The organism is Lactiplantibacillus herbarum, from assembly GCF_001039045.1.
Lineage (GTDB): Bacteria > Bacillota > Bacilli > Lactobacillales > Lactobacillaceae > Lactiplantibacillus > Lactiplantibacillus herbarum.
This window is the reverse complement of sequence record NZ_LFEE01000007.1, coordinates 17,332-40,329: the sequence shown is the minus strand read 5'-3', so window position 1 is coordinate 40,329 and position 22,998 is coordinate 17,332. Positions and strand designations below refer to the sequence as shown.

Below are 22,998 nucleotides of genomic sequence, written 5' to 3'. Positions count from 1 at the left end.
CCATTCCAAAACCCGGAATAATCCCTGATTCCCGTTAATGATCGCAAACTGATCGCCTTATGACACACTCTGTCCTGCTGTACTCTATCAATGGTCAAATTGATAACATTATTTAATCGGTAGCTAACGATTGGTAGCTCGTTAACTGCTGTTGTGCACGTTTGATCTCTAGATTAATCTGATCAAAACCAGTACCACCTAATGAACGGCGCCGCTCAACGGCCACCTTAGGATCAAGGTCATGGTAGACATCTTCTTCGATCAACGGTGAGATTTCTTGATACTCACTCAACGGAATATCTTGCAATGGCCGGTTAGTCTTCAAACCTTCTAAGACTAATTTACCAACGATCGCATGTGCTTCACGGAACGGAATCCCCTTGCTAGCCAAGTAATCAGCCAGTTCTGTGGCGTTTGAGAAGTCGTTAGTCGTCGCTGCGGCCATCCGATCTTCGTTGACCGTCAAGGTTGCCAGCATCCCGGTAAAGACGTGCAAACTGGTTAATAAAGTGGTGACCGTATCAAAGGCCCCTTCTTTATCTTCCTGCAGATCTTTATTGTAGGCCAACGGAATCCCTTTCATGACAGTCAACAGACTCATCAGGTTACCGTAGACCCGTCCAGATTTCCCACGAATCAGTTCTGCCATGTCCGGGTTCTTCTTCTGGGGCATAATCGAGCTTCCAGTTGAGAATTGGTCACTGAGACTGATGTACTTGAATTCATAGCTACTCCAGCTCACGATTTCCTCGCAGAAACGTGAGAGGTGCATCATGAGAATCGATGCGTTACTTAGAAATTCTAAGACAAAGTCCCGATCAGACACGGCGTCCAAACTATTGTGATAAACCTGACTGAAACCTAACAATTCAGCACTGTATTCTCGATCAATCGGGAAAGTCGTTCCAGCTAACGCCGCAGCACCAAGTGGTGAAATATCAGTGTGTTGCATATTGAATTCAAAACGTTCCATATCCCGTTTAAACATCTGGTAGTAGGCCAAAAGATAGTGACCGTACGAAATTGGTTGGGCGTGTTGCAGATGGGTATAGCCTGGCATGACCGTTTCTACGTTTTCACTTGCCTTGTCGACCAACACCGTTTCCAATTCGTGTAACCGGTCTAAGATCTGTGGTAATTGGTGTTTCAAATATAAGTGAAAATCAGTCGCAACCTGATCATTCCGTGACCGCGCGGTGTGCAGTTTCCCTGCAACAGGGCCAATCTCATCCGTTAACAACGATTCAATATTCATATGAATATCTTCGTTGACCGTTGAAAATTCTAACTCACCCTTAGTTAAACGATCCGCTAACGTTTCGAGCCCGACCACGATCTGGTCCACATCTTCAGCGGGTAAGATGCCTGCTTTTTTCAACATTTTAACGTGTGCTAATGAACCCGTAATGTCTTCAGCTGCAAGCAACTGGTCGAAGCTAATCGAAGCTCCAAAATCATCAACGTATTTGGCACCCGTTTCAGTGAAACGGCCACCCCACAACTTCTGCGTACTCATTAGACATGTTCCTTGGTTGTTTGAGCGTCGGCTTTAGCCTTAGCTTGGACCTGAGCATTAACTTGGGTTGGTAGTCCCCATAGCTTGATAAAGCCAACTGCAGCTTGTTGATCAAACTCGTCAGCAGCCGTATAAGTTGCCAAGTTCTTATCATATAAGGAATTTGGTGACTTCCGACCTTCCGTAATCACGTTCCCTTTGAAGAGTTGTACCCGGACAACACCGTTAACAACTTCCTGTGTTTGTTTCAAGAAGACGATCATGGCATCCATTAATGGTGAGAACCATAAGCCGTTATAGATCGTATCAGCTAATTTTTGTTCAATAATTGGTTTAAAATGTGCTAATTCCCGTTCAAAAGTTAAATCTTCAAGATCCTTGTGAGCCTTTAGTAATACAGTTGCAGCGGGTGCTTCATAGACTTCACGTGACTTGATCCCAACTAAGCGGTTTTCAATGTGATCGATCCGGCCAATACCGTGTTCGCCAGCGATTTTATCCAACTTGATGATCAAATCAGCTAAGTTTAGGGTTTCGCCGTCAAGTGCAACTGGTACGCCGGCTTCAAATGTAATTTCTACCGTGGTTGGGGTATCTGGGGTATCAGCTAAAGCTTTCGTCCGATCAAAGGCATCAGCAGGTGCACCTTCCCAAGGATCTTCAAGAATCCCACATTCATTAGCCCGGCCCCAGAGATTTTCATCAATAGAATAAGGGCTGGCTAACTTAATTGGAACGGGAATATTGTGTTCCTTAGCGTAATCAATTTCTTCTTCCCGTGACCAGTGCCAGTCACGAACTGGCGCTTCAATCTTAATATCTGGGGCTAAGGCGTGGATGGCCACTTCAAAACGAACCTGGTCATTCCCCTTACCGGTACAACCGTGAGCAATCGCTACGGCGTGTTCCTTCTTAGCTAAGGTCACTAACTTCTTAGCGATCAATGGCCGTGATAAGGCCGAAACTAATGGATATTCACCTTCATATAAGGTATGTCCTTGTAAGGCGATCAAAGCGTATTCTTCAGCAAATTCTTGTTTTGCGTCGATCATGTAAGAAGCAACGGCACCTAACTGAATTGCCTTTTCCTTGATGGCGTCCATGTCCTTACCTTCACCAACATCAATACCACACGCGATGACGTCGTAACCCTTATCTTTTAACCAGCTGATTGCGACGGATGTATCTAAACCACCAGAATATGCGAGAATAATTTTATCATTTTGTTTGACCATTGAAATGTACCTCCCAAATATTAATTGCTTTCGTTATCAATGACAGTATCGTACCACCGGTTTTAACTTTATGCAACTATTTTTGTAAAATATTCGTTATTTACGGAATATTCATTTGTTTTGAGGATATTTATACATTTATTCATACGTAAATGTATTTTCCGTCTCATTTTATAGTTCAGCAACTATCTATATTCGGTCTAAATAACCACAAAAAAAAAGCCGCTCATCTGGTAAATCAGATGGCGGCTCCATTTCAGTTAAAGTTAATTATTCAACAACTTTACGGACAAATGGGTCAGATGAGATTCCTTTTGAAAGAATCAATTTTGACCATTCTTTAGCAGAGAATAATGAGTGATCCTTGTAGTTCCCACAACTGTCGATAGTCGTTCCTTGAACGTCTTCCCACTTAGCAGGACCCGCAATGAATTCTAATGAGGATTTCAGCGCCTTAGCAACTTCAACGGTGTCATGTTCACCCCAAGTGATCAAATGAAAACCAGTTCGGCAACCAAACGGTGAACAGTCAATGACGCCGTCCATCCGGTCACGCAACAAGCCAGCTAACATGTGTTCAATCGTGTGTAAGCCCGCCGTATCGATGGCAGTCTCGTTAGGTTGAACTAATCGTAAGTCAAAATTAGTGATGGCGTCCCCTGCAGGACCATGTTCCACCGTGATTTTACGGACATAGGGTGCTAAAACTTTGGTATGATCTAATGCAAAACTTTCTACTTCAGCCATATTCAAACAACTCCTCTAAATTAAAATTACATTACAAAACTTAGTGTAGCACAATAATTGTTATTTAGCAGGTGCGGATTCCTGACGAGCCAAATCACGTTCTAAGACCGGCTTGAGATACTGGCCCGTATAACTCTCAGCGACTTCCGCAATCTGTTCTGGTGTCCCAGTAGCAACAACCGTACCACCACCGTCGCCACCTTCTGGACCTAAATCAATCAAATAATCGGCAGATTTAATCACATCTAGATTATGTTCAATAATCAGAACAGTATTTCCAGCATCCACTAAGCGAGCTAACACACCAATCAAACGGCGAATATCTTCACTATGCAATCCAGTAGTAGGTTCATCCAAGATATAGAAGTTCTTACCAGCTTGTTGCTTATGCAGTTCAGAAGCCAACTTCATCCGTTGCGCTTCCCCACCTGATAAGGTCGTTGCTGGTTGACCTAATTTAACGTAACCAAGGCCAACGTCAACTAACGTCTGTAGTTTCCGACGAATCTTAGGAATTGGTTCGAAGAATTTCACTGCTTCAGAAGCCGTCATCTTCAGGACATCCGCAATGTTCTTCCCCTTGTATTCAACTTCCAAGGTTTCAGAATTATACTGCTTACCATGACAGACTTCACATGGCACGAAGACATCTGGTAAGAAGTTCATTTCGATCTTCAAGATTCCATCACCATGACAGGCTTCACAGCGACCACCCTTAGTATTAAAACTAAAGCGGCCCTTTTGGTAACCCCGTAACTTAGCTTCATTCGTCTGTGCAAATAATTCACGAATATTGTCGAAGACGCCAGTATACGTTGCCGGATTACTCCGTGGTGTCCGCCCAATTGGACTCTGGTCAATATTAACTAAACGTTCAATATTCTTAACACCACTGACACTCTTATATTTACCAGGCTTTTCTGAGTTATTATTCAACTTCTGAGCTAACACCCGTTTGAGGACATCGTTCACTAAAGTTGATTTACCAGAACCAGAGACCCCAGTTACAACTACGAATTCACCAAGTGGGAAATCAACATCGATCCCCTTGAGGTTATTTTCGGCCGCGCCGGTAATCCGGATCTTCTTACCGTTACCTTCACGACGATGTTCAGGTAGCGGGATAAACCGTTTGCCAGCTAGGTATTGACCCGTCAATGACTTACGTGAACGGGCAACCTGTTTAGGTGTTCCGGCTGCCATGACTTCACCACCGTTTTCACCGGCACCCGGGCCAATATCCACGATGTAATCTGCAGCCCGCATCGTATCTTCATCATGTTCAACGACGATTAACGTGTTCCCTAAGTCACGCATCTTTTTGAGTGAACCGATTAGACGATCATTATCGCGTTGATGTAGTCCAATAGAAGGTTCATCTAGGATGTAGAGTACCCCTGACAGGTTAGAACCAATCTGGGTAGCTAAGCGAATTCGTTGCGCTTCCCCACCAGAAAGCGTTCGTGCTGAACGACTCAACGTTAAGTAAGCTAAACCAACGTTTTGTAAGAAGGACAACCGATCCTGAATCTCCTTGAGGATAGGTTTGGCAATCATCAAGCTCTGTTCAGAAAGCTGTAAGTCGTTGAAAAAGTCTAATTCCTTACCAATGGCCAAGTCTGAGACCATCCCGATGTGTTCACCACCGACTTTAACGGACAATGCTTTACGGTTCAACCGGAAACCGTGACAAGTCTGACAAGTTAATTCGGTCATGTACTTACGCATCACATCGCGTGTGAAGTCACTGTTAGTTTCGCGGTAACGACGATCGACGTTATTAATAACCCCTTCAAAAACCGCATCCACATCACGAACGCCACCGAAGTCATTTTGGTAATGGAAGTGGAATTCCTTACCATCAGAACCATATAAGACCGTTTTCTGATCCGCACGTGATAGGTCTTCAAATGGCACATCCATTGGAATATCCAGCTGGTCACAGGCCTGCTTGAGTAGTTCTGGATAATACTGCGAACTGATAGGATTCCAAGGTGCTAAGGCCCCTTCAGCTAGCGGCAAACTCTTATCAGGGACTACTAAATCTTCGTCAACTTCGAGCTTCATCCCCAAACCTTCACAGTCTGGACAAGCGCCTTGAGGGGCGTTGAATGAGAACAATCGTGGTTCAAGCTCACCAACGGTAAAACCGCAGACCGGACAAGCATAGTGTTCTGAGAATAATAGTGGTTCGCCACCAATCACGTCTGCAATCGCATAACCGCCACTCAAACGTAACGCAGCTTCAAATGAATCGAATAAACGTGAGCGATCGCCGGGTTTAACGACAATCCGATCGATCACAATCTCGATTGTGTGTTGCTTATTTTTATCTAGTTCAAAGGTCTCACTGATGTCATGAATCTCACCATCAACTCGTACCCGAACAAAGCCTTCACGTTTGATCTTTTCAAAGACTTTTTTATGTTCACCCTTCTTCTGGCGAACAATTGGTGACAAGATCTGTAACTTAGTCCGTTCAGGTTGCTTTTGCACCCGGTCAACCATCTGTTCAACCGTCTGGCTAGCGATTAAAGTCCCGTCGTTGGGACAGATCGGTTGCCCAACACGCGCCCACAATAACCGTAAATAATCGTTAATTTCAGTAACCGTCCCCACCGTTGAACGGGGGTTTTTAGAAGTAGTCTTTTGATCGATTGAAATTGCGGGACTCAAACCATCGATTGAATCCACATCAGGCTTTTGCATTTGGCCCAAAAATTGGCGGGCATACGCAGAAAGGCTCTCAACGTAGCGTCGTTGCCCCTCCGCATACAGCGTATCAAACGCCAGTGAACTCTTACCGGAACCAGATAAACCGGTAATGACAACCAGCTTATCCCGTGGAATGGTCACATCAATATCTTTTAAATTATGGGCACGCGCCCCATGAATGACGATTTTATCATTTGCCAAAAAAAAGCCTCCTCTATCTACCTACGCACGACTATCTCAGTCAAGCTGACTAATTGAATTAGCCAATTTGTGCTTTTAATTCCATAACCGTATCACGCAAAGTTGCGGCTTGTTCAAAGTCGAGCTTCTTAGCGGCGGTCTTCATTTGTTCTTCTAGTTTGCCGATCATATCCACTTGTTGTTCATGCGTCATGTCATCAAAGTCAGTTTCCAAGAAGTCGTCCTTCTTACCTGAATCTTCAGTGACCTTAGTTGACGCAATCAAATCTGGAATAGCCTTCTTGATCGTATGTGGCGTAATCCCATGATCCTCATTGTATTTCATCTGAATCTTACGACGCCGGGCCGTTTCATCCATGGCAGCTTGCATTGAACCCGTCGTTTTATCAGCATACATCACAACTGAACCGTGTTCGTTACGCGCAGCTCGACCAATCGTTTGAATCAATGAGCGTTCATTACGTAAGAACCCTTCCTTATCCGCATCCAGGATGGCCACAAGTGAAACTTCTGGCACGTCGATTCCTTCACGCAATAAGTTGATTCCGACTAGCACATCGAACTTACCTAAACGGAGATCCCGAATAATCTGCGTTCGTTCCAGTGTCTTGATATCACTGTGAAGATAGCGCACCTTAATCCCCAGATCTTTCAGGTAATCAGTTAAATCTTCCGACATCTTCTTCGTTAACGTGGTGATAAAGACCCGCTCATTGACTTCAATACGCTTGTTGATTTCACCAACTAAGTCATCGATTTGGCCCATAATTGGACGCACTTCAATCGTTGGATCTAACAATCCGGTTGGCCGAATAATTTGTTGGGCCACGTGCTTCGTCCGATCCATTTCGTATGGACCAGGCGTCGCTGACATGTAGATAATCTGATTAATATGCTGTTCAACTTCTTCAAGTTTCAATGGGCGGTTATCCAGTGCACTAGGCAGACGGAAGCCGTAATCGACTAGCATCTGTTTACGTGCACGGTCACCGTTATACATCCCCCGAACTTGTGGCATCGTGACGTGGGATTCATCCACGACCATCAAGAAATCTTTTGGAAAGAAATCGAGTAAGGTGTATGGTGGTTCCCCAGGTTTACGCCCATCCATGAAACGCGAATAGTTTTCAATCCCACTGGTGTAACCCATTTCTTTTAACATTTCAATATCATAAGTGGTCCGTTGTTTTAGACGTTGGGCTTCTAGCAGCTTGCCATCCGCCGTTAATTCATCCAAACGACCTTCTAGTTCTTGTTCGATACCACCGATGGCATGATCCATAATCGCATCGTTAGTCATAAAATGGGTCGCTGGGAAAATCGCAACGTGATCACGTTCGCCAACAATTTCACCTGTTAAAGCGTCGATCTCACGAATCCGGTCGATCTCGTCACCGAAGAATTCGACCCGTAGCGCGTGATCATCACGTGATGCAGGGAAGATTTCGACAACATCGCCATGAACACGAAAGCGTCCACGTTGAAAATCAATATCGTTACGGTCAAACTGAATATCGACTAGCTTACGTAACAGTTCGTTACGATCGATTTCCATCCCAACACGGAGTGAAACCACGTGATCTTGGTATTCGTGTGGATCACCTAACCCAAAGATACTGGAAACCGAGGCCACCACAATGACATCATTTCGTTCTAGTAACGAGCTGGTTGCCGAATGTCGTAACTTATCAATCTCATCATTGATTGCTGAATCCTTTTCGATATAAGTATCACTCGAAGGTACGTACGCTTCCGGTTGATAATAATCGTAATAACTGACAAAGTATTCCACGGCATTATTGGGGAAGAATTTCTTAAACTCCCCGTATAGTTGGCCAGCCAAAGTCTTGTTATGTGACAAGATCAAAGTTGGCTTATTGACTTGTGCAATCACGTTCGAAATCGTAAACGTCTTCCCAGTCCCAGTTGCTCCCAGTAAAATCTGTTCTTTATCCCCTTCATTCAGCCCAGCAGTTAACTGCGTAATGGCTTGGGGTTGATCACCAGTCGGTTGGTACTCCGACACCAAGTCAAAATGATTATTATTTACCCGATCAATCAAGCGTAGTTCCTCCTTTTAAACGTCTTCGCGTTTGTTCAATTTACTTGTTTTATCATCCAGCAAATTCGCCGGTAACATCATAAAAAATAGGCAAGCCCACGCTTCCCTATCCCATTTAGAATCGCATTTAATTTTAGCACATCGAACATACTTTCGCCATTATTCGGATTGCTGAGTCGCTGATAAAATTTGGTGCGTTAATTCCTGTAATTGATCCTGATTTGTGAACGGTTCAGCCAACATTTCTGGTAGAACTGATTTCAAAAAGTACTGAACACTCGCCAATACTTTGAAGGCCACGATCGTCTTCAAGCTCTCCTGATAGATGTTCGTATAAACGGGTTCTGGATTACCTTTTTGAATCTCACCAAATGATTCATACAGGAGATCGACCTTATCCGCTACGGAGAGGATCTGCCCCTCCAACGTATCGTCTTTGCCCTCTGACAAACGACGTGAATACGCAGCTTGAAATTCTTCCGGGATCTCATTGTGGACGAAATTCTGGGATAATTCGTGTTCAACATCCGCTAGCATCGTCCGCAAGGTTGGCGTCGCGTATTTAACGGGCGTTTTGATGTCACCGATAAAACGCTCATTATAATCATGGTTGAGCGCCTTTTCGTAGAGTGAGCGCCAATCGATTTTTTGACCAGCGTGTTCCTCAACGTCACCCAAAAATTGTGCAACCTCGGCTACTTTGAACGAGTGGGCCGCAACCGAATGATTCTGATACTTAAAGAATCCCGGTGCCCGTTGAATCGTCTCTAAGTTACTTAAACTCTGCAAATATTGATGCATTCCCATGACTGCCACCATCCCTCAACATAATTTGGCCTAAGTGTAACAAAAGCGCATCAGGTAAGCAAACCTGACGCGCTTTTAGTAATATTCACATTTAAACTAGCAATCAATCTGCCTGTTATTTTACTTATTATAATCAATTCAAGCTATCAAACCGTCGCCCGTTTACCTGGCAGTCGCAACAGAAATGCCATCAAGTACGACACAATCAGGAAGCCAGCCACGACTAGATACGGATAATGATAGTTCAGGTCGAGCAACATACCGGACATAATCGGCCCGACAATATTCCCCACACTCGTCAACGACATGTTCAACCCGTTGATCAGCCCCTGGTTGGCATCACTGGCTTTCGTGAGCAACGTGGTGATTGCTGGTCGCAAAAGGTCAAAGGCTGAGAAAATGACCAACGTTGCAATCATTACCGCAAGCTTGGAATGCGCCTGTGTAATCCAGATTGTACACAGTGCAGCCGCGGCAAAACAGACCCGGATGATCCGCTGTTCACCCCACCGCTGAACGAAGGTGTCGAACAACGCTGCCTGCAAGAATAACGAGATCAACCCGTTTAAGGTCAAGACCAACGCAATATTATTAAGACTGAAGTGGAAAACCTCGTTAACGTAAATGCTATAAATACTTTCAAAACCTTGTAATCCAAACGAGGAAACCAGAATCATCGTAAATAGAATAATAATTGGTAACGTCCAAAAGGCCCGTGTCATTGGATGATGTGCCGGTTTAGCTGCCTCATCAACTTCCTCACGATCAGGATCAATCTCACGGTCAGCTGGTAGTAGGATTACTAGTACAATCGCACTTAGTAAACCTAGACTTCCGGCTACCCAGAATGGCGTTTTATAGCTAATACCTGCTAAGACGCCACCGATTCCGGGTCCTAAGATCAAGCCACCACTAAAGGCCGCTGACAGCCAACCGATGACCTTAGCGCGTTGACGTTTCGTCGTAATATCCGCGGCTAACGCCATGGCGGTTGGAACAACCATCGCCGCCGACAGCCCCCCAATAATCCGTGAGATGTTGAAGACCCACAGATGATTGGTTAACGCGAATAATACTTCCGACACCATGTATAACAATAATCCCACGGTTAAGATTGGCTTACGACCGATCTTATCTGAGACCCGACCAATAATGGGTGAGGCCACAAATTGGGCTAACGCAAACAACGCGTTCATAATTCCCATATCCGTTGCCGTTAAGTGCAAATCGTTCTTAATAAATGGCATTACCGGTATCACTAAACTAATTCCTAAACACACTAAAAACTCACTGAATACTAAAATAAAAATGGCACGTCGCGTCTGCCGATCCATGTGACCTCACCTCTTCAATAAAATTTTTTATTAACACACAACGCTTTCCATCATATCAAGGGACCTGACTGAATGCCAGTAGAAAGTTTGAACACCAAATTTGAAGCCCTTTCTACGGTAACTAACCGCACAATCAGCTACAATAATGTTAATCAGACTGAGGAGGTCATTGTGATGGAAGACAACCTAACCGGCTTCACCAATATTCAAAAGCTCGCTCCAGACATTATTGTTGAGCTGCGCTACGCCACAACCAATAATTTCACTCACCAGGTCATTTATGATTTCACGACTGCCATTGTGCGTACAGGGACGGCACACAAACTCGCTCAAGCTAGTGCTAGCGTCAAACAATTAGGCTATCGTCTCAAAGTATGGGACGCCTACCGCCCCGTCAGCGCCCAGAAGCGCTTATTCGACGTCTATCCTGATCCTGAATTTGTGGCTCCGCCCAATCCTAATTTCAGCCATCAAAAGGGCGTTACTCTTGACCTGACACTCACCGAAGCGGATGGAACCGAACTACCGTTACCAACTGCTTTCGACGACTTTACGGCCGCTGCTCATCGTGATGCGCCACGCACCACCCTTCAAGATAAGTATTATCAAATTCTCGACAATGCGATGATTAGCGCTGGGTTCGTCGGTTACGAAAACGAGTGGTGGGACTATCGTGATGCCGATATGGATGACTACCAACCACTAGCTGCAGATCCTAATGACTACAAGTAAATATTGTATTAGATACATCAGCTTAGCTTTTAACTAGCCAGTGACGATTTTATCAACAGCAAAAAAGGCGACCCGCTAAAGGTCACCTTTTTTGTCATGCTTATTCTTTAATGAATGCCTGAATCGCATCATCAAATTGTTTTACCTTGTCATCGGCTTCATCTAAGGTAGCACCTAAAGTCCCAATATAGAACTTGATCTTAGGTTCAGTCCCAGATGGGCGAATCGCAATCCAAGTACCGTCAGCTAACTGATACTTCAACACATTAGCTTGTGGTAACGCAATTGCTTCCGTATGGCCATCTGCAAAGGTAGTCGTTTGACTCTGGAAATCTTCAGTCGCAACGACGTCATAACCAGCAAAATCAGTTGGAGCTTCACTGCGAAATTTCGTCATCAGTGCAGCGATCTTGTCACTACCACCGACACCGTCAAATTCTTCAGAAGTCGTCTTTTCTTGGAAATAACCATATTCCTTGAATAAGTCTTGTAGTCCATCGTACAAGTTCTTGCCTTGACGCTTGTAGTAAGCAGCAACTTCGGCCAATAAGACCGTCGTTTGAATCGCATCCTTGTCGTGAACGAATGGCTTGATTAAATAGCCGTAGCTTTCTTCAAAACCAAACATGTAAGTGTGTTCGCCAGTAGCTTCAAAGTGTTCGATCTGTTCAGCAATGTACTTAAACCCAGTTAAGACATTGATCATCGTGACACCGTAAGAAGCAGCTACCTTAGTTGCGAATTCACTAGAAACGATCGATTTAACTGCCGCAGCGTTGGCTGGTAACGTCCCAGCATCCTTGTTGGCTTGTAAGATATAGTGTAATAAGATGGCGGCAATCTGGTTACCCGTTAACAGGACGTATTCACCATCAGGTTGGCGGACAGCAGTTCCAAGACGGTCAGCATCAGGGTCAACCGCAATTAACACGTCAGCGCCTTCTTTTTTACCTAAATCAATTGCCATCTTGAATGCGGCTGGAAATTCAGGGTTAGGGAATTTAACCGTTGAAAATTCTGGATCAGCAACGGCTTGTTCTTTAACAACGCTGAAGTTCTTAAAACCAGCATTCTTCAAGGCTTTTTCGCCCAACATCCGGCCAGTCCCGTGTAAAGGTGTGAAGACCAGCTTCATGTCTTTACCAACTTCGTCAACTAAGTCTTGGTTGATCGTCACTTCTTTAACCTTAGCTAAGTAATCTTGATCGACATCGTCACCGATAATCGTTTCAGTCTTATCAGCTAACAATTGTTTTTCATCAGCAACCGCAATTGCAAATAGATCAGTCACCTTACGGATGTAAGACGTAATCAGGTCAGATTCCTTTGGTGGCATTTGACCACCGTCTTCACCGTAGATCTTATAACCGTTATATTGCTTAGGATTGTGGCTAGCTGTAATCATGATCCCGGCATACGTGTGTAAGTGACGTACCGTGAAGGAAAGTTCTGGTGTCGGCCGTAAACTTTCAAACACAAAGGACTTAATTCCGTGTTGACCTAGTACTCGTGCTGATTCGTGAGCAAAGTCTTCTGAATGGTGACGTGAATCAAAACTGATTGCCACGCCACGTTCCTTAACGTCAGCTGGTAAGGTATCCATGAATAACGCTAAACCTTCCGTTGCTTGACGAACGGTATAAATATTTATCCGGTTGATTCCGGGTCCTAAAACACCCCGCATCCCAGCCGTTCCAAATTCCATTGGTTCATAAAAGGCATCTTCTAAGGCGGCGTCATCGCCTGCCATTGCCGTTAATTCTTTTTTTAAACTTGCTTCGAGTGTCGCTTGGTTTTCCCAGGTATTATAAGTATCCTGCCAACTCAAAAAGACCATCTCCAATTCTGATAATTGTTAGTGCTTACAAAGATAGTATACAACATTGACCCGCTTTACAAAGTAAAATTTACTAAGAATATCAATCAAGCCCCGTTTTTCGGCACCTTTATCGACTATGTAAGCGTTGTTAATAATCTAATTGTCATTTTCATTCCGTTGGTAGCCACTAAAAATTGCTATAATAAAACTTATCAGGAGGGACCTATGACTTTCTATTCCTATAATTATTTAGTTCACCAAAACAGCAATCACGCCCTTATTCAACTCGCAGTTATCAGTATCATTATTGTTATCATTGCAGCCATTAGTTGGCTCTGGTATCGCCATCAGACTGATTTGAAATACCGCGATCTCTTTATCATCATGGTTTTGTTATTATTTTTATTGATTGGGATTCAATTTAATGAGTGGCAAACCTTACAAACTAATTTCACCCAGAAATCTCAGGTCACCCAAATTATGCAGCGCGTCGCTAAAGAACACGGCGTGGATAAATCAGCGGTTTGGTCCAACACTAGCACCGTTAACAACGGGATGTTGATCAAAATTCATGACCAAGTCTACAACGTGGCGATCAATCCCGATGGTAACAGCTACACGTTAACCGAGGCCACACCTATTCAACAGCCGCTCAATTACGTTAAGGAGGGCAACTAATGTTTTCATACTGGGACGTTACCATTAAACTTGCACTAGGCTTGCTCACGATCATTCTACAAATCAATCTCTCAGGAAAAAGTAACTTAGCCCCCATCAGTGCGCTTGACCAAGTCCAGAATTACGTGCTTGGGGCCATTGTCGGTGGCATGATCTATAGTACGAGTGTCACAATCCTACAATACATCTTAGTGTTACTAATCTGGACGCTACTAGTCCTCATCTTACGATTCCTAACGCATCATAATCGACACGTTAAACGCTTAATAGATGGCCGTCCACAACTTTTAATTACAAATGGCCAGTTAAACGTCAACATTGCCCTCAAAAACGGGATGAGCGCTAACGACTTGATGTTTCGACTGCGAACTGAAGGGATTACCGATATTCGTTACGTTAAACGAGCGGTACTCGAACAAAATGGGCAACTAACCATTACCCAAGTTGGTGACGATGCCATCAAGTATCCCTTAATCGTCGATGGTCAAGTTAACTTCGACGCACTTGAAACTAGTGCTCACGATGAAGCATGGTTAGCTAGTAAATTAGCCGCACAACATTATACGGTCAGTGACATTTACCTCGCAACTTATACAAACCCACAGTACTGCTATTTCCCTATCAACGGTAAAAAAGAGTGTGTCAAAAGCAATGCAGTTGCTTAGCATAGCTTAGGAAGACGACTGATTGTGTCTCCCAAGCGTTTCTCCATGCAACTGAGCGAAGGCAGCTGACTTTGAGCGCACATTTCGACTACCAATATTCGATAGACCAAAAGGAGCTATGGCTTACGCCACAGCTCCTTTTGATTTAATATCAATTTAGTTTTTAACTTTATCGCCTAAAGCCGTGATATAAGTGTAGACGCCTTGTCCAGCGGTCCCACCTTCACCAACAGCCGTTGCAACCTGACGTAAGTCCTTCTTACGAACATCGCCAATTGCAAAGATCCCAGGAACTTTAGTTTCCATGTGATCATTAGTTTCGATCCAACCATTTTCATCAGTAATACCTAGATTGCCAAATGGTTTCGTAATTGGGTTAATCCCAACATAAATAAAGGCACCGTCGACAGCGATTTCGCTATCTTCACCGGTCTTATTATTGTTGACCTTAACACCAGTAACCTTTTTATCGTCACCAATAATCTCAGTAACGTTGCTGTTCCAGACAAATTCCATCTTAGGGTTCGCAAAGGCACGGTCTTGTAAGATCTGTTGTGCGCGCAATTGGTCACGACGATGAATAACCGTTACCTTATCAGCTAACTGAGTGAGATAAGTCCCTTCTTCAATGGCAGAGTCTCCACCACCGATAACGACCACGTGCTTGTTACGGAAGAAAGCCCCATCGCAGACGGCACAGTATGAGACACCACGGCCACCATACGTATCTTCACCAGGGACACCCAACTTCCGATATTCGGAGCCAGTCCCAATAACTAAAGCTTTGGTTTCAAAGGTATCGCTGTCCGTTGTTACTAGCTTAGTATCGCCAAGATCTTCAACGGATTCAACACTCCCATAAGCGTATTCTGCACCAAATTGGGTTGCTGATTCATACATATCTTTAGCTAAATCAGGTCCTAATATTGACTTGAAGCCCGGATAGTTTTCGATTGCGGCGGTATTATTCATTTGACCACCATAGATTCCGCGATCTAGTAGTAGTACTGATAGATTGGCTCGCGAAGCATAGAGCGCAGCTGTCATCCCAGCAGGCCCCGCACCAATAATAATTACGTCGTAACTTTTTGCCATTTCTAAAGACCCCTTCCACATAAAATACTATGTGGCTTAATATACCCCCAAAATTTACATTTGTCGACTATCTTGTTTGTACACAACCGAAATTAATGTGCCGATTAAAAGCCATCTAATTAGGTCATAACCCTATAATCGTATTCGCTGAGCCCTTAGTTTCAAGACTAGACTTTATTTTCCGCTTGCAACGTCTGATCATTCTGTTTGGCCCAATCACCATACGCCGTAATCCGTGGTTGATGACGTTCCGCTTGTCGTTCTTGTTCAATCGCCATTTGGGCCACTAAATTCAAGTAATTAAACGGTTCATCAAAGTTAGGTGAAAAGAGCATGTCAACAAACGCTAAATCATCAATCGTATTGCCATTTTGAATCGCAATTGACAAGGCATTAGCCGATTGTGCAACTTCGTGGGCGCTCAGAAATTGTGCACCTAAAATTTTGCGATTTTCTGGGTTATAGATCAATTCAATCGTCAGCAGATCCGTATCTGGCATGTAGTCTGGACGCCAGTTGCCCTGATAAGTCACTTGCTCAGCGGGAATATCAGCTTTGTGCGCCATTGCTAGCGTTAACCCCGTTGTAGCCAGCGTGTGATTAAATAGTTGCATTGCAGAAGTTGCCTGCGTCCCCATGTAGCGCTGCAGATCTCCAAACACATTGATTCCAGCTAACGCACCCTGTCGAACTGCATTTGTCGCAAGTGGCGTATACGCCGAACGACCAGTTGGGTTGAAATTGACCACGCATGAATCCCCCGCCGCATAAATATCTGGATCCGACGTTTGGACATAGTCATTAATAATAATGGCCCCATGTTGATCCATCTCAACTTGTCCGCGCAAAAGCTCAGTACTAGGAACAAATCCGGTCCCCACAATTGCAAGGTCAGCGGTGAAGTCTCCCTGGGTCGTTTCGATCACTAACTCACCATCATCATTGCCCGTAAATGCCGTCACCTTATGGTTCAACAAACCCTTAACACCGTGTTCCTCAAGTAGTGCAACCGTTCGATCCGACATGGGTTTACTGATATAGTTATTCAGGATTTGATCATGTGACTGGAATAGCGTCACTTCATGGTTCGTGTTAGCATAACTTTCTGAAAGTTCCGTCCCGATATAGCCAGCACCAATAATAGCAATCCGCTTGTTGCCTTCAGCAGTGCGATAGATTTCCTGCGCCTGCTGGTACGTTTTGCACAAGAGTACTTTCGATTCATCGATACCAAAAATTGGCGGCACGACCACGTTAGAACCCGTGGTCATAATCAACTTATCGTAAGTATCATCGAAGACTTGTCCAGACGTCATGTCAACAACTTGAAGTGACTTCTGTTTGGCATCAATTTTTAACACATTATGTTTCGTCTTAATGACGGCACCCAACTTTGTTAAGTCGGCCGGTGATGAATAGAACATGTCTTCTAAGTGATTAACTTTCCCACCTAGGTATAAGTAGATTCCACATGATAAGAATGAAATATTATCATCACGTTCGTAAATCGTTACTGAGGCTTCTGGATGATCCTTTAACACTTGGACCGCAGCGGCAGTTCCTGCATGTGTACAACCAACAATCACAATTTTCATTTAAATTCCCCTACCAATACTTTCATATATTTAAACATAATACTATTATAACCATTATTATTGCCTTAGCTCAACAATAACCTCTAGTCACAGTTTACGTATGTGTCAACAATAAAAAGCGATAACGCTCAATTAGCTACACCATCAGGACAGTCATCGTCTATCTGCCTCAAAGTATTCTACTTTACTGCTAACATGCTAATAATTAGGCTTAATTAATCAATCACCAATAAATATTCGACTCCAAATAGTTTCCCTAGGTCATTATTTGGTATAGTATAAATTAGTGAAGAATCTATGAATTAATACAAGTTAGGAGTCCGCCATGTATCGTTACTTTATTCAACCACAGTTAAATAAATTTAATAACTCACTCGTTGGTTATGAGATGCTGATTCGATACCGCACTAGTGATACCGATCGCTGGACACTCCCAGAAAGCTTTGATAACATCCCTATCGATGTTCAAGTTGACTTATTGAAAGCAACAGCGAGTGAACTAGCCCTTAAAATCGGCTCCGTTTCAATTAACTTTAACCGCAAGCAATTTTTAAATGATGCGATTGCAGCTGCTGTTATCGCTGCTCAAAAACAATTATTTCCCGTACAAGTTATTGTTGAAGTGACTGAAGAAACTGACGAGGATCGCTATACGTTGGCTGAAATGCAGCAACAGATTGACAAATACAAGGCTAACGGACTCCAATTCAGCATTGATGACGTTGGCACTGGTATTAACGTGTACGATCACATTAAACCGCTTTTAAACTCCGCCGAAGAGATTAAATTTGCCATGCAAAATTTCCGTGCTGAAGATCGCGAAAACGAAATTCCTATTCAACTGAAATTTTGGCGTGACATTGCACAAGAATACGATGTTCGCCTGATTCTGGAAGGGGTCGAAAACGACGCTGAGGATCAAATGGCTGATGACCTTAATATCTCTTTACGACAGGGCTATTATTATGGCAAGCCACATCTGTTCAAGTTAAAAGCTGATCGTTAAAAAAAGCAAGACTGCGAAATCGCAGTCTTGCTTTTTTGTTCTATTTAGTCGTTTTTTTACTGGTTTTAGGCGTACTATCTTGTTTCGTTAATTCAGCACCTAAGTCCTTGATATACTCACGTAAATCATCCTTAACATCAGGATGAGTTAAACCGTATTCAATCGTGGTCTTCAAATAACCAAATTTGTAACCAACATCATGTCGGGTTCCCTTAAATTCATGCGCAAACACTCTCTGCGTCTTGTTTAAGGTATCGATGGCATCCGTTAATTGAATTTCATCACCCTTACCAGGTTTTTGATTTTCAAGTACTTCAAAAATTTCTGGTGTTAACAAGTAACGACCAATGATGGCTAAGTCACTTGGGGCTTCTTCAGGAGTTGGTTTTTCTACAAAGTTATTAACATTGTATAGATCGGGTTCTTTTTCACTCTCAGGATTGATAACCCCATACTTAGAAACTTCCTCGTGAGGAACCTTCATAACGGCTAGCGTTGATGCATGGGTCTTATCATAGCTATCCATTAATTGTTTCGTTAATGGCACCTTGTCTTCCATCAAATCATCACCTAACATTACAACGAAAGGTTCGTCACCAACGAAGGCTTTGGCGGTCAAAACAGCGTCACCTAAACCTCGTGGGTGTGATTGGCGGATAAAGTATAAGTTAATATCAGTCGTTTCTTGAACGAGCTTCAGCATTTCTTCCTTATGCTTAGCACGTAAGTTGTCTTCTAGTTCTGGATTAGAATCGTAATAATCTTCGATACTACGCTTACTCTTACCAGTAACGATAACAATGTCTTCAATACCAGATTTGCGTGCTTCATCAACAATGAATTGAATCGTTGGCTTGTCAACGATTGGTAACATTTCTTTAGGCATTGCTTTCGTAGCAGGTAAGAAACGGGTCCCTAAACCAGCTGCTGGAATAACGGCTTTTCTAACTTTTGACATGTGATAATCCTCCTAGAATTAGTGAAATTAGTCTGGAATCTTTTATTGAATCTCTGGTTTCCCCTCGCGCTGCATCAATTGTGGAATCACTTGTTTGATGTCAGCACTATTATATAATACATCATAAATGGCTTCTGTGATGGGCATTTCGATATTTTGTTGTTGTGCAAGTTCGTAAGCAGCTTTAGTTGATGGGATACCTTCAATAACCATTCCCATCGTCTCAATAACATCTTTAAGACTTTGACCCGCACCGAGCTCGTTACCCGCACGCCAATTACGTGAGTGAACACTGGTTGCCGTTACAATCAGATCGCCAACCCCGGATAACCCGATAAAGGTCAATGGATTGGCGCCAAGAGCGACTCCCAGACGACTGATTTCGGCTAAGCCCCGGGTCATCAATGCTGCTTTCGCATCGTCACCATAACCTAGGCCGTGTAGGGCACCAGCTCCAAGTGCAATGATATTTTTCAAGGCCGCGCCTAGTTCAACACCAATAACATCGGTATTCGTATAGATTCGGAAATAATCATTCATAAAGAGCCGTTGTACCAACTTAGCAGCTGGTTCATTCTCACTCGCTGCCGTAATCAAAGTAATGTCTTCACGTGCAACTTCTTCCGCATGGCTAGGACCAGACAAGACCACGATGGCTTGGCGGTTTTCTGCCGGAATTTCTTCCGCTAATACTTGCGAAAGTCGTTTGTGAGTTCCAAGTTCCAACCCTTTGCTAGCGTGAACAATCACCGGATGGGCCTGGGTTCGCTGTAAGACAGCCGTAACTTGTTGAGCAACACTGCGAATAGCCTTCGTAGGAACAACAAACAAGATCACGTCCGCACCCTCAACAGCCGTTGCTAAATCTGAGTAGGCCGTGAGTGATTCTGAATAGTGAAAGTCAGGAACGTAACGCTTATTCGTATGTAGCGTATTCAGTTCCGTGACTTGGTCTGGTGAATACGACCAGAGTCGCACCTGATTACCATTTCTATCCAGTAAGTTTGCCAAAATGCTACCCCAAGAGCCCGCACCTAAAACGGCAATTTTTTCTGTCATTCAAAAACCCTCTAATCTACTTATTTTCTGTGACTGCCGTCTGACCAGAGCCGGCTAAGTACCACCGGTTATCTGGATAATGATGACGTCGCCAGATCAATAATCCAATACTACCAAGGAATAGGACAACTGACAATGCTTGTGAAATTCGAATCACATTAAACAGCATGAGTGAATCGGTTCGCATCCCTTCAGTGAAGAAACGACCAAAGGCATACCACGCCACGTAAGCCAAGAAGACATCGCCCTGCTTATATAGGTTTGCTTTGTGCCGAGTAACCATTAACAGCACAAATCCCAATATGTCCCATACCGACTCATACAGGAACGTAGGCTGCCTGTAAGCACCCTGAATGTACATCTGACCAATTAGCCAGTTCGGTAAGTGTAAGCCTTGTAAGAAGCTGAGACTCGTCACACGGCCAAAGGCTTCCTGATTCATAAAGTTACCCCAACGACCGATACCTTGCCCCATAATAACCGTTGGTGCGGCAATATCGAGCATTAACCAGGTCGGGATAAATCGAGAACGGCAGAATAAGAACACCACAATTCCGGCCCCAATCAGGCCACCATAAATGGCAATGCCACCATCCCAAATCCGGATGATCTCACCCGGATTTTGACTGTAATACGACCACTGAAAGGCGACGTAATACGCACGCGCAGCAATCAGTGTAAACGGCAGGGCCCATAGAATCATGTCATAAATGTCATCAGGCCGAATCCCCCGTTTTTGGCCTTCTTGAACCGCTAATGCCACCGCAATCACAACGGCACTGGCGATAATTACCCCATACCAATGAACTTGAATCGGTCCCAATCGTAATGCAATTGGGTTAAGTGCCCCTAAAACAGTATTCACGCTGTTGCCATCTCCTTATTACTAGTGAGAATCGTGCGCAGAATTTTCTTTAATTAAATTGTTCAAGTTATTGTCAAAGACTTTAGTCGCATCGTAGCCCATACTTTCGGCGCGGAAATTCATTGCCGCAGCTTCAATAATAATGGCTAGATTACGCCCAGTCTTAACTGGAATCGAGATTTCAGGAACTTCAACATCAAAGAATTTCCGCTTCTGTTCTCCATTTCCTAGTCTATCAAATTGCTTATCAGGCGTCCAACTCTCAAGGTGAACGATTAGATCAATATCCGTGTCTTGACGGACAGCACCGGCGCCAAAGAGGTTCATAACATCGATGATCCCAATCCCACGAATTTCTAGTAAATGATTAAGAATAGCTGGTGCTTCACCAACTAATGTCTGTTCATCTTGCTGGTAAACATCAACACGATCATCGGCAATTAAGCGATGGCCTCTTTTGAGAAGTTCAAGTGCCGTTTCACTCTTCCCAACACCAGAATCACCCGTAATCAGTACCCCTAAGCCATAGATATCTACTAAGACCCCGTGCACTGACTGACGTTCAGCCAACTTACCTTCTAGGTAGTTCGTCATGTTACTTAAAATGCGTGAAGAAGTCATCTTAGTCCCTAGAATTGGGACATTATTTTCCTGACCGGCTTGTACCAGTTCATCTGGTACTGGCAACCCTGTTGAGATTACAAATGCTGGTGTCGTTAATTGACACATTTTTCTGAAGATCATTAAGCGTTCGTCATGACTCATATTCTTTGAATAAGCGGTTTCAGTTTTACCTAACAGTTGGACCCGCTCACGTGGATAATAGTTAAAGTACCCGGTTAGGGCTAAGCCTGGACGTGAAATATCACTAGTGGTTACATCTTTATTATCTAACAATTCCGCGCCGTGGTAGACCTCTAAACGCGTATTTTTCACTAAATCGGCAACGGTTACACTTCCTGCCAAAAGAATCCCTCCTAAATCATTCCGTTATGAAAAAAAGTGCGGCCGACATTGTCCGGTAGTGTTATGACACCACTTTTTCAAGTCTCCACACTTTTATGACTGAAAACGGATTATTCCTATCTTCTAATCTTAGCACTTTAAAGCGCTTTATTCACCATCGCGGCCACCTTTAGCGAAAAAATTAGAAACAATCACATTAGCTAATGACAATAATACTGAAACGACAATTGCCATTCCAAAACTGGAAAAGCCAAAGTTACTCTTACCAACAACGAAAGACGTCATCTGTAACATAAATCCGTTAATCACAATACTAAACAGACCTAGTGTTAATAACGTGATTGGTAATGAGAGTAGCATCAGAAATGGCTTAATAGCTGCATTTAGAATAGCTAACACGAAACTTGCTATTAATGCCACCCACACATTTGCCACGTAGAAACTACTCTGAAAGAAACCTGCAATCGCAATAAATAGGACCGTATTAATTAAAATTCGTTTCCAAAAACCCACTTTTTTATCACTCCATTAATCTTGGTGCCGTGGTTCATCTTCTTCATGGACATTATGAATCGCTTTACGGCCGTGTTTTTGTGATGGTTGTTCCTGCGCACCTGTACTACTACGGCGCATCTGTTCAAAGAAACCCGTATTTTCTGGCTTACTAGGAATAATTGTCATCAGTAATAAGTATAACAAAATTCCAAAGCCGTGTGAGGCTACGGTTAAAATGACAAAAAGCACCCGTAAAACGTTTGCGTTCCAATTCAAGTATTCTGCAATACCCCCAAGAACACCAGCGACAATTCGATTATTAGATTTAGTTAGTTTTTGTTTAGTTGTTGTTTTCATAAGTTAAACACCTCAAATTAGGATTTGTTTAACTATATCTTACTAATAGTAAAAGCCGGTTGCAAATTAGACGACCGGCCTTAAAAGAATA

General features: G+C 43.5%; 20 protein-coding genes. 4 read left to right on the top strand and 16 right to left on the bottom strand.

Annotation, left to right across the window (positions count from 1 at the left end):
• Nucleotides 1–112 precede the first annotated feature (112 nt).
• From argH to ACG95_RS02565, 7 genes are all read right to left on the bottom strand, one after another.
• The gene (gene argH, locus ACG95_RS02595; RefSeq protein ID WP_047999008.1) at nucleotides 113–1,516 is read right to left on the bottom strand and encodes an argininosuccinate lyase; all 1,404 of its coding nucleotides are present in this window, start codon (nucleotides 1,514–1,516) and stop codon (nucleotides 113–115) included.
• The gene (locus ACG95_RS02590) at nucleotides 1,516–2,751 is read right to left on the bottom strand and encodes an argininosuccinate synthase (RefSeq protein ID WP_047999007.1); all 1,236 of its coding nucleotides are present in this window, start codon (nucleotides 2,749–2,751) and stop codon (nucleotides 1,516–1,518) included. Before ACG95_RS02590 ends, argH begins: the two co-directional genes overlap by 1 nt.
• A 270-nt stretch (nucleotides 2,752–3,021) precedes the next feature.
• On the bottom strand, nucleotides 3,022–3,498 hold the full coding sequence (locus tag ACG95_RS02585) for an S-ribosylhomocysteine lyase (protein WP_047999006.1): 477 nt from the start codon (nucleotides 3,496–3,498) through the stop codon (nucleotides 3,022–3,024).
• A 60-nt stretch (nucleotides 3,499–3,558) separates the two neighbouring features.
• A complete protein-coding gene (uvrA, locus tag ACG95_RS02580) occupies nucleotides 3,559–6,414 on the bottom strand; it encodes an excinuclease ABC subunit UvrA (protein ID WP_047999005.1) in 2,856 nt (951 codons plus the stop codon).
• A gap of 58 nt (nucleotides 6,415–6,472) precedes the next feature.
• Nucleotides 6,473–8,476 (bottom strand): excinuclease ABC subunit UvrB, encoded by a 2,004-nt coding sequence (uvrB, locus tag ACG95_RS02575; RefSeq protein WP_047999004.1) that lies wholly within the window; start codon nucleotides 8,474–8,476, stop codon nucleotides 6,473–6,475.
• A gap of 159 nt (nucleotides 8,477–8,635) precedes the next feature.
• The gene (locus ACG95_RS02570) at nucleotides 8,636–9,283 is read right to left on the bottom strand and encodes a YfbR-like 5'-deoxynucleotidase (RefSeq protein WP_047999003.1); all 648 of its coding nucleotides are present in this window, start codon (nucleotides 9,281–9,283) and stop codon (nucleotides 8,636–8,638) included.
• 146 nt (nucleotides 9,284–9,429) lie between these two features.
• Nucleotides 9,430–10,617 (bottom strand): MFS transporter, encoded by a 1,188-nt coding sequence (locus ACG95_RS02565; RefSeq protein ID WP_047999002.1) that lies wholly within the window; start codon nucleotides 10,615–10,617, stop codon nucleotides 9,430–9,432.
• Nucleotides 10,618–10,791: 174 nt separating this feature from the next.
• Between ACG95_RS02565 and ACG95_RS02560 the strand changes: the two genes are divergently transcribed.
• Nucleotides 10,792–11,349: a M15 family metallopeptidase gene (locus tag ACG95_RS02560; RefSeq protein WP_047999001.1), complete on the top strand. Its 558-nt coding sequence runs from the start codon at nucleotides 10,792–10,794 to the stop codon at nucleotides 11,347–11,349.
• 100 nt (nucleotides 11,350–11,449) lie between these two features.
• On the opposite strand, the gene ACG95_RS02555 is transcribed toward ACG95_RS02560, so the two are convergent.
• Nucleotides 11,450–13,177, bottom strand: a complete 1,728-nt coding sequence (locus ACG95_RS02555) for a phospho-sugar mutase (protein WP_047999000.1) — start codon at nucleotides 13,175–13,177, stop codon at nucleotides 11,450–11,452.
• Nucleotides 13,178–13,393: 216 nt separating this feature from the next.
• Between ACG95_RS02555 and ACG95_RS02550 the strand changes: the two genes are divergently transcribed.
• On the top strand, nucleotides 13,394–13,846 hold the full coding sequence (locus ACG95_RS02550; protein WP_047998999.1) for a DUF3290 domain-containing protein: 453 nt from the start codon (nucleotides 13,394–13,396) through the stop codon (nucleotides 13,844–13,846).
• Nucleotides 13,846–14,511: a DUF421 domain-containing protein gene (locus tag ACG95_RS02545; RefSeq protein WP_047998998.1), complete on the top strand. Its 666-nt coding sequence runs from the start codon at nucleotides 13,846–13,848 to the stop codon at nucleotides 14,509–14,511. The genes ACG95_RS02550 and ACG95_RS02545 overlap by 1 nt, the downstream gene beginning before the upstream one ends.
• 156 nt (nucleotides 14,512–14,667) lie before the next feature.
• Here ACG95_RS02545 and trxB read toward each other — a convergent pair whose 3' ends face one another.
• Both trxB and ACG95_RS02535 read right to left on the bottom strand, forming a co-directional pair.
• A complete protein-coding gene (gene trxB, locus ACG95_RS02540; RefSeq protein WP_047998997.1) occupies nucleotides 14,668–15,606 on the bottom strand; it encodes a thioredoxin-disulfide reductase in 939 nt (312 codons plus the stop codon).
• A gap of 167 nt (nucleotides 15,607–15,773) precedes the next feature.
• Nucleotides 15,774–17,201: an FAD-dependent oxidoreductase gene (locus ACG95_RS02535; protein ID WP_047998996.1), complete on the bottom strand. Its 1,428-nt coding sequence runs from the start codon at nucleotides 17,199–17,201 to the stop codon at nucleotides 15,774–15,776.
• Nucleotides 17,202–17,526: 325 nt separating this feature from the next.
• Here ACG95_RS02535 and ACG95_RS02530 point away from each other — a divergent pair, with 325 nt between their 5' ends.
• Nucleotides 17,527–18,207, top strand: a complete 681-nt coding sequence (locus ACG95_RS02530; protein ID WP_047998995.1) for an EAL domain-containing protein — start codon at nucleotides 17,527–17,529, stop codon at nucleotides 18,205–18,207.
• Between the two features lie 40 nt (nucleotides 18,208–18,247).
• On the opposite strand, the gene galU is transcribed toward ACG95_RS02530, so the two are convergent.
• From galU to ACG95_RS02500, 6 genes are all read right to left on the bottom strand, one after another.
• Nucleotides 18,248–19,165, bottom strand: coding sequence for a UTP--glucose-1-phosphate uridylyltransferase GalU (gene galU / locus ACG95_RS02525; RefSeq protein WP_047998994.1), 918 nt, complete (start codon nucleotides 19,163–19,165; stop codon nucleotides 18,248–18,250).
• Nucleotides 19,166–19,207: 42 nt separating this feature from the next.
• On the bottom strand, nucleotides 19,208–20,224 hold the full coding sequence (locus ACG95_RS02520; RefSeq protein WP_047998993.1) for an NAD(P)H-dependent glycerol-3-phosphate dehydrogenase: 1,017 nt from the start codon (nucleotides 20,222–20,224) through the stop codon (nucleotides 19,208–19,210).
• 16 nt (nucleotides 20,225–20,240) lie between these two features.
• Nucleotides 20,241–21,089, bottom strand: a complete 849-nt coding sequence (gene lgt, locus ACG95_RS02515) for a prolipoprotein diacylglyceryl transferase (RefSeq protein ID WP_047998992.1) — start codon at nucleotides 21,087–21,089, stop codon at nucleotides 20,241–20,243.
• Between the two features lie 21 nt (nucleotides 21,090–21,110).
• Nucleotides 21,111–22,055 (bottom strand): HPr(Ser) kinase/phosphatase, encoded by a 945-nt coding sequence (gene hprK / locus ACG95_RS02510; protein ID WP_082137284.1) that lies wholly within the window; start codon nucleotides 22,053–22,055, stop codon nucleotides 21,111–21,113.
• Nucleotides 22,056–22,202: 147 nt separating this feature from the next.
• A complete protein-coding gene (locus ACG95_RS02505; protein ID WP_047998990.1) occupies nucleotides 22,203–22,568 on the bottom strand; it encodes a phage holin family protein in 366 nt (121 codons plus the stop codon).
• A 15-nt stretch (nucleotides 22,569–22,583) separates the two neighbouring features.
• A complete protein-coding gene (locus tag ACG95_RS02500) occupies nucleotides 22,584–22,907 on the bottom strand; it encodes a PspC domain-containing protein (RefSeq protein WP_047998989.1) in 324 nt (107 codons plus the stop codon).
• Nucleotides 22,908–22,998 lie beyond the last annotated feature (91 nt).

What these genes read in the sequence shown, in the direction of transcription:
- ACG95_RS02560 (WP_047999001.1), top strand. Translation starts at nt 10,792, where the DNA reads ATGGAAGACAACCTAACCGGCTTCACCAATATTCAAAAGCTCGCTCCA.
- argH (WP_047999008.1), bottom strand. Translation starts at nt 1,516, where the DNA reads ATGAGTACGCAGAAGTTGTGGGGTGGCCGTTTCACTGAAACGGGTGCC.
- ACG95_RS02500 (WP_047998989.1), bottom strand. Translation starts at nt 22,907, where the DNA reads ATGAAAACAACAACTAAACAAAAACTAACTAAATCTAATAATCGAATT.
- ACG95_RS02570 (WP_047999003.1), bottom strand. Translation starts at nt 9,283, where the DNA reads ATGGGAATGCATCAATATTTGCAGAGTTTAAGTAACTTAGAGACGATT.
- ACG95_RS02565 (WP_047999002.1), bottom strand. Translation starts at nt 10,617, where the DNA reads ATGGATCGGCAGACGCGACGTGCCATTTTTATTTTAGTATTCAGTGAG.
- ACG95_RS02520 (WP_047998993.1), bottom strand. Translation starts at nt 20,224, where the DNA reads ATGACAGAAAAAATTGCCGTTTTAGGTGCGGGCTCTTGGGGTAGCATT.
- ACG95_RS02530 (WP_047998995.1), top strand. Translation starts at nt 17,527, where the DNA reads ATGTATCGTTACTTTATTCAACCACAGTTAAATAAATTTAATAACTCA.
- trxB (WP_047998997.1), bottom strand. Translation starts at nt 15,606, where the DNA reads ATGGCAAAAAGTTACGACGTAATTATTATTGGTGCGGGGCCTGCTGGG.
- ACG95_RS02535 (WP_047998996.1), bottom strand. Translation starts at nt 17,201, where the DNA reads ATGAAAATTGTGATTGTTGGTTGTACACATGCAGGAACTGCCGCTGCG.
- galU (WP_047998994.1), bottom strand. Translation starts at nt 19,165, where the DNA reads ATGTCAAAAGTTAGAAAAGCCGTTATTCCAGCAGCTGGTTTAGGGACC.
- ACG95_RS02590 (WP_047999007.1), bottom strand. Translation starts at nt 2,751, where the DNA reads ATGGTCAAACAAAATGATAAAATTATTCTCGCATATTCTGGTGGTTTA.
- ACG95_RS02545 (WP_047998998.1), top strand. Translation starts at nt 13,846, where the DNA reads ATGTTTTCATACTGGGACGTTACCATTAAACTTGCACTAGGCTTGCTC.
- ACG95_RS02550 (WP_047998999.1), top strand. Translation starts at nt 13,394, where the DNA reads ATGACTTTCTATTCCTATAATTATTTAGTTCACCAAAACAGCAATCAC.
- ACG95_RS02585 (WP_047999006.1), bottom strand. Translation starts at nt 3,498, where the DNA reads ATGGCTGAAGTAGAAAGTTTTGCATTAGATCATACCAAAGTTTTAGCA.